Below are 8,484 nucleotides of genomic sequence, written 5' to 3' on the forward strand. Positions count from 1 at the left end.
CTAATCCTGTTCGCCGAGCGTTTGGACGAACGTTTTGCCGTACGGATAGAATAGTTCTTTGCGGTCTTCTTGCCACGCCGCTTTCAGTTCAGCTGTTGTAATGTCCCAGTCCGGTCGACATTTCTTGAGAATGGCACGCAGATCCTGGCGGAGCTCTTCCAGAGTGGGCCGCCCGAAGAACCAGTAGCCCATGTAGATTTTATAAATGACCAGACCGGGCTCGAGGACGATCGTGTAGGGGATCATGGGATTGTGGAGAGGGTCCGTGTATTCGGCGATGTCGAGGTCTTTTTGGATTTTGCGTCCCGCGTCGGAGAGGAAGGGCCAGTGGGCACCGACGCCGGTGCGATATTCATTTGTCTCCGTGATATTGTCAGTGCTGATTGTGACCAGTCGGCAATAGCCGACCTCGATCTCACGATGGAGTTGAACAAGTCCTTCAGCTTGTCGGCGATCCTTGGGGCAGTACCCTCCACGGCTGAGGACGAGAACCATTGGATGTTGTCCTTGCAGATCGGAGAGCTTCCGGCGCTTCGTGGTGTGGTCGGGCAGTTCGTAGTCGGGGAAGACAGATCCTGGAACAATGTCGGAACGCATTGGAAAACTCCTTTCTTGTTGAAATTGACAACCTCAGCATGAGGAACCGACAAAGCCCCTCAAGCCGTGGCTTCACTGGGCGTGAATTCAGCAGCGTGCAATTTCACGAAGTCGTACATGCTCGTCGGCGTCTTGCCGATGAGCTTGAACAAGTCATCCGTCATGCGGTCATACCGCCCCTGCGCGTGAAGTTCGGCCATCACCGCGAGGTGGTTCACGAGGTGCGTTGGCAGCCCAAACTCACGAAGACTATCAGTCCACCCGGAGAGCGGCACGTTACGATAGCGGATCGTTCGGCCGAGTGCTTCGGAAAAGACGCGCGCGTAGTGGTCCAGGTCGGCTGACTCAAATCCGGTCAGATTGTAAACATGACCAATGTGCGAGGCAGGATCGTCGAGGATCGCAGAAACGGCGCGCGCCACATCAACAGCCGAGATCGGCGAAGTCTTGCTGTTACCCAACGGCAGCGCCAGTTCGTCGCTATCCCGGACACCAGCAGCGGCGAGACGCAGGAAGAAGCTCTCGAGGAAGACCGTCGGTCGCACTGTGACGACCGGCAGCCCCGACCACGCCAATGCCTGTTCCGCAAGCCAGTGCAGCTTGTGCTGCGGGCTCGGGGTGGTCTCGGTGATGCTCATCTGCGTCACAGTCATCTGCGACATGTTCACAAAGGCTTCGACACCGTAGTGGCGCGCTACCGCGGCAACGTTAACCGTGGCTTCGAGATAAGCCGCCGAGACCGACATTCCGAAATAGATGCGCGCGCAACCTTCGATCGCGCGGTGCATCGAGGCAAGATCGGTCAGGTCGCCCTCCACGACCTCGGCACCGAGCTGGCGCAGACCTTCAGCGCGTTCATCCTCTCGTCGGACCAAGGCGCGCACCTTATGCCCTTTGGCAAGCAACATTGCGGTCAGGTGGTGGCCGATATCGCCGGCTGCTCCGGCCACGAGAATTGGGCTGTCATGTGTGGATTTCATCGTCATATCATTTCGCATAGGTATCGATGGGATGAGTAACGTATTTTCCGTTACTTACGTTGTCTGCTGCGTCAAGCTCCTCTCTCTCGCTCTTCTTGACGACTGAACCGCAATCGCCAAAACTAGCTAGCCAAAGCAGCCACCCGTTGGAGCGCCTCAACTTGAGTTGGGTAACAATGAATCACTGCGGCTAGATCGGCTGGTGCCATTTTCTGCATCACTGCCAGAGTGAGTATGGGAAGAGACTCACCCGCATGGGCAGCAACGAACGTCGCCCCGACGATCGCTCCCTGATGAGTATACAGAGCGACGAATCCATCTGCCTCCCCGTCGATCATTGCTCGCTCGACCTGCGCTAACTCTAAGCGGTGGATGTCAATATCGATCCCGCGTTCTGCTGCTTCCTGGGGAGTGATCCCAACCTGAGCAACTTCTGGGTCAGTGTAGGTGCAGTGGGGGATGACTAGCTCTGATAGTCGTTTCCCATTGCTGTTGAGCGCGTTGGCGAGCGCCAATTTAGCCGTTGCGATCGCTGCATGAGTGTATTTCTCCGACAGAGCTACATCCCCAGCCGCATAGATGGCAGGGTTTGTTGTCCGCAGATAATCATCGGTTTCAACCCCAGCGGCACTAAACTTTACCCCAGCCACCTCTAAACCCATTCCATCGACGTTAACCTTTCTACCAGCGGCAATAAGAAGTGCGTCGTAGCTCAACTCCGATCCGTCACTCAGAGTCAGCCGCTTTTGCCCACCATCTACGTTCGTCGGCTTCACTCCCAAGTGTAACCGCACCCCTTCCGCTGCCAGTCGCTTGGTTACCACCTCAGATGCCTCAGAAGCATCGGCTGCTAGTAGATGTTCCCTACTACCAATCAAATTAACCTCGCTGCCCAGCCGACGAAACGCTTGAGCTAGTTCGCAGCTGACGGTGCCACCACCGATGCAAATTAACCGGCGGGGAAGTTCGGTTAACTCAAACACCGTTTCATTGGTCAGATAATGTGCGTTGCTCAGTCCTGGCATGTTCGGAACTACTGGTCCACTACCTGAAGCGATCAAAGCCTTCTGAAATCGCAGCTGCTGACCCTCAATCTCAATTGTGTCAGAACTTACGAAGCAGGCATCACCGAGAAATACATCAATCCCGGCTCCGGCTGCGACCGACACCGCATCAAAGCTGCCGCTAAAGGCTCGCATTTCCCGAACTCGCGTCATGACCGCAGCAAAATTGACTTGAGGTGCAGCAGGGAGAGTGTAGCCAAATTTCTCTCCATCCCTTGCCTGATATACGGCCCGGGCAGCCCGGAGGAGGGATTTACTCGGAGTACAGCCAAAATTGACACAGGTGCCACCCGTCAGATTCCGCTCGACCATCGCAACCGTGTGTCCTGCTTTAGCCGCCGTTACCGCTGCCGTCAAACCACACGGACCACCCCCAATCACTACCAAATCATACACATCCTTCGGTTGGGGAGGTTGCCAATCGGTCGGGTGACCCTGGGCGATCGTTTGACGATTGGGCACATCGAAGGGAGTGATAGTTACAGCAGACATAAGTTACCTCATTCAGATTGGTAGAGGACAAAACGTTGAAAAGCAGAATTTGGAATTAAAGAACTTCGACGGTCCTCTCCTCGACGACCGCGCGCGAGCCATTAGCATTAGGGTATGCAGTGCGCTCATGGACGTTTGATGTGGGCGTCCGATCGATCAGCAAGCTGAGCAGTTCGGGGCGGCTGTAGTGACCACGCGCATCCATGAGCCGCTTGCGGGCATCGATCTGTGCAAAGTCGAGATCAGCGATTACTTCGCCTTCACCAGCCTGGAGCGGCCCGTCAATGATCCTTCCGTCCGGACTCACGATGGCAGTGAAGCAGCCACCCGAAATCGGTTCGATCGCACAACCCGTGTCCTTCATGATCTGGGCCTGCTGATCGGCATCCAGCCACGCGGTCGCACAGACGACAAAGCAGGCAGATTCAAGGGCGTGCTGGCGGACGTTAATTTCCGCCTGCTCCGCGAACAGCGGGCCGGCGAACGATCCGGGATACATCGCCGAATGGATTTGCTCACCATCGGCGATCATCGCGTACCGTGCCAAAGGATTGTTATGCTCAAAGCAGGCAAGTTGTCCGATGCGCCCAACGGCACTATCGATGGCACGTAGCCCCGAGCCGTCACCCTGGCCCCAGAGTATCCGCTCGTTATAAGTCGGCGTAAGCTTGCGGCGGCGCTGAATCAGCGTACCGTCTGCGTCGAAGAGAAGCTGTGTATTGTAGATCGAGCCGCCGTCGCGCTCATTGACGCCGATCGAAACGACCATGTTTGCTTCCTTCGCGGCTTCGGCGATCGCCCGGGTTTCCGCAGACGGTACCGTGACCGACTCTTCAAGCAATCGCAGCTGTTCCTTTGCCAACGCAAACGGGGCTAGCACATAGGAGAAATAGGGGTAATAGGGAATGATGGTCTCGGGAAAAGTGGCGAACTGGACGCCTTGTTTGCCCAGATCACGAATCTTCTTCACGACCTTCTCGACGGTACCCTGCCGACTGTACAGCACGGGGCTGATCTGCACGGCGGCGGCCTTAACGCTCGTGCCGGCAAGGTTGGTTTTAGTCTCTTTCATTGCTTTATAACTTACTGTTCATGTCAGGTGATAAAATGAGCTCCGGTAAGAGCTGGTTTCCAAAGACGCAACAGGGTTCAGCGCAGCGACCTGAATCCCGCCCTGAGTTCCTGAGCAAAAATCCTTGGTTGCTCCCACGCCGCGAAGTGACCGCCTTTGTCGAGCTGGTTGTAATAAAGGAGATTGGGATACGCCCGCTCGGTCCAGCTTCGCGGGGCCTGATATGCCTCGCCGGGAAAGACGCTTACCGCCACCGGAATGGAGACGCCCTTGGCGTTCCAAAAGCCACCCTTATATTCCCAGTAGAGACGAGACGCGGAGACTCCCGTGTTCGTCAGCCAATAGAGCGTGATGTTATCGAGGATCTCGTCCCGCGTCAGTTCGCCGGTGGTGCTCGTGGTCCGGTTCAGAGCCGCGACGACCGCCGCCGCTGGCTGACCGCCATCATCATCGTGGTCAAGCAGCCAGGCGGCCAGTCCGACGGGTGAATCCGCAATGCCGTACAACGTTTGCGGGCGCGACGCCATGTACTTGGCGTAGGCAACTTTTTGCTTCAACGTTTTGTCCAGCTGCTCATAGGCGCGTCGTTCCTCAGCTGAGAGACCGGATGGCACCGGGTCGCCAGCCAGGAGCGCCTCATAGACGTCGGCTGGAACAGCGCCAGGATAGTTGGTGTGAATGGCGAGCAATCCCGCAGGTGCCTGCACACCCATCAGGTCAACAACAAACGCACCCCAGTCACCACCCTGGGCGACGTAGCGGGTGTAGCCGAGACGTTTCATCAACACGTCCCAGGCACGTGCCATGCGCTCCACGCCCCAGCCCGTAGTAGTCGGCTTGTCGGAGAAGCCGTAGCCCGGCATTGACGGAATCACCACATGGAAAGCGTCTGATGCGCTCGCGCCATATGCCGTGGGATTGATCAGTGGATCGATAATCTTTAGCTGCTCGATGATTGAGCCGGGCCATCCGTGGTTGACAATGAGCGGCAATGCGTTTTCGTGCTGCGATCGAACGTGAATGAAATGAATGTCCAGCCCATCGATCTGGGTGATGAAGTGCGGTAGGGCTTTCAGTTTCGCCTCGACCTTACGCCAATCGTAATCTGTCGCCCAGTAGCGCGCGAGTTCCTGCATCGTCGCGAGCTGCACGCCCTGCGACTGGTCAGCGACAGTCTCCTTGTCAGGCCATTGGGTCGCCGCAATGCGTCGGCGGAGATCGACGAGTGCCGCTTGCGGGATGTTGATGCGGAAGGGGCGGATTGCGGTTGTATCGGTGGATTGCAAGGTTCCGGGTTGAGTGGTGGTGGTCTGTTTTGGCTTTGTTTGGCTCGATTGTGCGATCGCAGAACCGAATCGACCTAGCTGTGTAGCAGCAATCGTCATGGTCGCAATGCCCAAAAAACGGCGGCGTTGATGGTTGATTTTGTTGGACATTGAGCTTTCTCCAATTGGATTTAACTGAGGTTACGTATTGTCTATCCACATGACTCAGCTGTGATAGTGGGGCGAGTTGTGGGTTTGAGTTCCGTCGCTCGCCCCATCGCTCACTTCAGCGAGGAAAAGGCGAGCAGTGCCAGCAACGTGTTAGTGATGTTCTGCGCGAGTAAACCGTCCTTCTCAGTCTTGGTGTAGATTGCAATCCGTATCATTTGGAAAGAACCGACAAAATCTTCTCCATGTAACGATCAGCTGCGGCGGCGGCCTCTTCGGGACTGCTGCCATTCTGACGCGCACTTAGGTAGGGCGCGTACCAGTCCCACCAGTCATGCTTGGCGTGAGTCTTCTCGTAGGAGTCGTGGTGCTCTGCCGTCTCCCGGAGGAGGTTTGCCACGGTTGCAATGTCCAGGTCTCCTGCTTGCGTGGAGTTCCACTCACGACCGGGGAGCCGCGTTGTGATTTCCTGGAGCAGCCAAACGTTTCCGTCCGGGTCCTCAAACGAGGCAAAAGAGAAGTAGGAACGACCTTCCGGGTCACGCCCGCTGACGTGCGAGTTCTCCACGGTGTTGTTGAAGGGGCCGCCAGCGTAGTGGAAGATCTCGCTGACGTTGACACCGCGATCGCTCAAGTCTTTGCGGGCGGCATCGAGGTCGTCTACGGCAAGGACCAGGTTTTGCATCGAGTCAGAATTAGCTGGAGTCACTCCCTTACCAATGATGATCGAGGCTTGCGAGTTGGGCGGTGTCATCTGGATGCCACGAAAGTCGCCATTCACCACATCAATGTCGAACCGCCAACCCAGATTCTCGTAGAATGCTTTAGCGCGATCGACGTCGGAAACGTTGAATAACACGACTTCGAGCTTCATGTTTGGACTGTTTACGCGATCGCTGCTCATCTTGTTCTCCTTGAGGTTGGTAAGTTTGATGTTCAAATTGGTTACTTTTCATTCTGAGAGCGATCGCCCCATCAACACCACTCAAATTCTTTGAGTTAACACGCGACTTAGATGTGCGTCCGCCAATGAAAAGTGCGGCGGTTTTATTGCGCGCCTGAGTCTGTTTTTACAATGGTTTGCAGCTGATGTTCGAGATGTAGAATTTCCGCTGCCCGCTCCCCGATGATCACGCAGGGAGCCATCGTGTTACCGGTCGTTACTCGCGGTAGAATCGATCCATCAGCGATCCGGAGATTGTCGATTCCATACACTCTCAGGTTGCTATCGACCACCGACAGGTCATCCCGACCCATCTTCGCGGTACAGGTTTCGTGCCAGAAGCTCGTCGCAGCATCCCGAATAAAGCGTTCGAGTTCGGCCCCTTTCAAATTACCTGGCATCACTTCACGCTTGACAAACGGACGAAGCGGAGCGGAGTTACCGACTTCACGGCAGAGTTCTACGCAGGCGATCGCGGTTTTGAGATCGTCCGCGTCAGACAGCGTGTTTGCATCAATCAGAATCGGATCGGATGGTGAGGCTCCTGTCAAGCGCAGACGGCCTCGGCTTTTGGGGTGCGCGATCGCCCCAAATAACGTCCACCCTGCATCAGGTAGCCCAAACCGGATGGCATTCTCAGCAGTAGATTTTGGCACCTCGGCCTGACAGACAAATAAATCTGGACTGTCAAGCCCGGACTGGCTGGTTGAGAAAAAGATTGCCTCGGACAAGTTGTTTCTCGGTTCGAGAGCGGTTTCATATTCCCAGACACAATCAAATGCAACGTGGTCTTGAAAATTTTGCCCCACACCGGGAAGGTGCTGCACGACAGGAATGCCAAATCGTCGCAACTCAGCCTCATCGCCGATACCGGATTGCATCAGCACTTTCGGCGTATGAATTGCACCGAGCGACAGCACGACTTCGACTGCCGCACCAATGCGATAGATCGCGTCACGATAAGAAATCTCCACGCCAGTCACCCGCTTGCCCTGGAACGTCAGCCGTGTGACCAGTGCATGACTGAGAACCGTCAGGTTTGGCCGATCCATATATGGGAAGACGTAGGAGCGGAATATCGATTCGCGTTTGCCATTGCGGACTCGCACATCGCTGATAGAAGCACCCTTCGCCGCTTCCATCATGCGTCCGTTCGGATTTTCAAAAGTAGGAATACCCACCACCCGCGCTGCTTCGACCGTTGCGGGTGCAAGCGGGTTTGGATCTGGCGCAGGCTGGACAAATATTGGTCCTCCCGTACCGCGATACATCGGGTCTGGTACGCCATGCCAATCTTCCAGGCGGCGATAAATCTTCAAGACGGATTCATAACTCCATGCCGGATCGTTGGCAACGGATGCGAAGAAATCCCAGTCATGCTGGTGTCCGCGTGCCCAAACCATAACGTTGATGCTCGATCCACCGCCGAGTACCTTGCCCATCGAGAATGGAATCGAACGACCGTTCAGATGACGATTCGGCTGTCCCTGGAAGCTCCAGTCGCGATCGCTTCCCAGGTTCATCGGCCATTGATTTGCTTCCATGACATTTGGCACATCATCGCTGCCTCCAGCTTCCAGCAACAGAACGCTGACATCCGGATTCTCGGCAAGTCTGCGGGCAACCACCGAGCCAGAAGATCCCGATCCGCAAACAATAAAATCGTACTGGTGCCTTAACTGGGAGGTGAGCTGGCGCTGGTTGCTGCGGACACGTTCGGCGAAAATATCGCGGCTATCAGTGCTACGTTGATAGTTCTCACGTTCATCCTCAAAGGACTTGTTCTCAAAATTCGTCTTCATCGCGCCTACCTCGCTTTCAAAATCGAATTAACTGAGGTTGCTTCTTGTCCGTTTCCCCCGCTTTGGGAGAACTTGAAGTTCTGCCTGCGCCGTAGAATCAT

Annotated in this window: 7 protein-coding genes; all 7 read right to left on the minus strand. The window is 55.7% G+C overall.

What is annotated here, in order from left to right:
- The 7 genes from BV372_RS07115 to BV372_RS07145 all read right to left on the minus strand — a co-directional run bounded on the left by BV372_RS07115 (position 1) and on the right by BV372_RS07145 (position 8,383).
- On the minus strand, positions 1 to 597 hold the full coding sequence (locus BV372_RS07115; RefSeq protein WP_086685252.1) for a redoxin domain-containing protein: 597 nt from the start codon (positions 595 to 597) through the stop codon (positions 1 to 3).
- A gap of 59 nt (positions 598 to 656) precedes the next feature.
- Positions 657 to 1,583 carry an SDR family NAD(P)-dependent oxidoreductase gene (locus tag BV372_RS07120; protein WP_179198006.1) on the minus strand — a complete coding sequence of 309 codons (927 nt, stop codon included), beginning with the start codon at positions 1,581 to 1,583 and terminating at the stop codon, positions 657 to 659.
- A gap of 116 nt (positions 1,584 to 1,699) precedes the next feature.
- The gene (locus BV372_RS07125) at positions 1,700 to 3,133 is read right to left on the minus strand and encodes an FAD-dependent oxidoreductase (protein ID WP_086685255.1); all 1,434 of its coding nucleotides are present in this window, start codon (positions 3,131 to 3,133) and stop codon (positions 1,700 to 1,702) included.
- Between the two features lie 55 nt (positions 3,134 to 3,188).
- Positions 3,189 to 4,205, minus strand: coding sequence for a carbon-nitrogen hydrolase family protein (locus BV372_RS07130; protein WP_086685259.1), 1,017 nt, complete (start codon positions 4,203 to 4,205; stop codon positions 3,189 to 3,191).
- A 77-nt stretch (positions 4,206 to 4,282) separates the two neighbouring features.
- On the minus strand, positions 4,283 to 5,641 hold the full coding sequence (locus BV372_RS07135) for an epoxide hydrolase family protein (protein WP_086685262.1): 1,359 nt from the start codon (positions 5,639 to 5,641) through the stop codon (positions 4,283 to 4,285).
- Between the two features lie 211 nt (positions 5,642 to 5,852).
- Positions 5,853 to 6,578: a VOC family protein gene (locus tag BV372_RS07140; RefSeq protein ID WP_256973107.1), complete on the minus strand. Its 726-nt coding sequence runs from the start codon at positions 6,576 to 6,578 to the stop codon at positions 5,853 to 5,855.
- 107 nt (positions 6,579 to 6,685) lie between these two features.
- Complete coding sequence (locus tag BV372_RS07145; protein ID WP_086685269.1) at positions 6,686 to 8,383, minus strand: GMC family oxidoreductase; 1,698 nt, start codon at positions 8,381 to 8,383, stop codon at positions 6,686 to 6,688.
- Positions 8,384 to 8,484 lie beyond the last annotated feature (101 nt).

Source organism: Nostoc sp. T09 (genome assembly GCF_002154695.1).
In the GTDB taxonomy this organism is placed as follows: Bacteria; Cyanobacteriota; Cyanobacteriia; order Cyanobacteriales; family Nostocaceae; genus Aulosira.

Excerpts from the sequence above, each read along its gene's own strand:
- BV372_RS07115 (WP_086685252.1), bottom strand. The coding sequence starts at position 597 with ATGCGTTCCGACATTGTTCCAGGATCTGTCTTCCCCGACTACGAACTG.
- BV372_RS07120 (WP_179198006.1), bottom strand. The coding sequence starts at position 1,583 with ATGACGATGAAATCCACACATGACAGCCCAATTCTCGTGGCCGGAGCA.
- BV372_RS07125 (WP_086685255.1), bottom strand. The coding sequence starts at position 3,133 with ATGTCTGCTGTAACTATCACTCCCTTCGATGTGCCCAATCGTCAAACG.
- BV372_RS07130 (WP_086685259.1), bottom strand. The coding sequence starts at position 4,205 with ATGAAAGAGACTAAAACCAACCTTGCCGGCACGAGCGTTAAGGCCGCC.
- BV372_RS07135 (WP_086685262.1), bottom strand. The coding sequence starts at position 5,641 with ATGTCCAACAAAATCAACCATCAACGCCGCCGTTTTTTGGGCATTGCG.
- BV372_RS07145 (WP_086685269.1), bottom strand. The coding sequence starts at position 8,383 with ATGAAGACGAATTTTGAGAACAAGTCCTTTGAGGATGAACGTGAGAAC.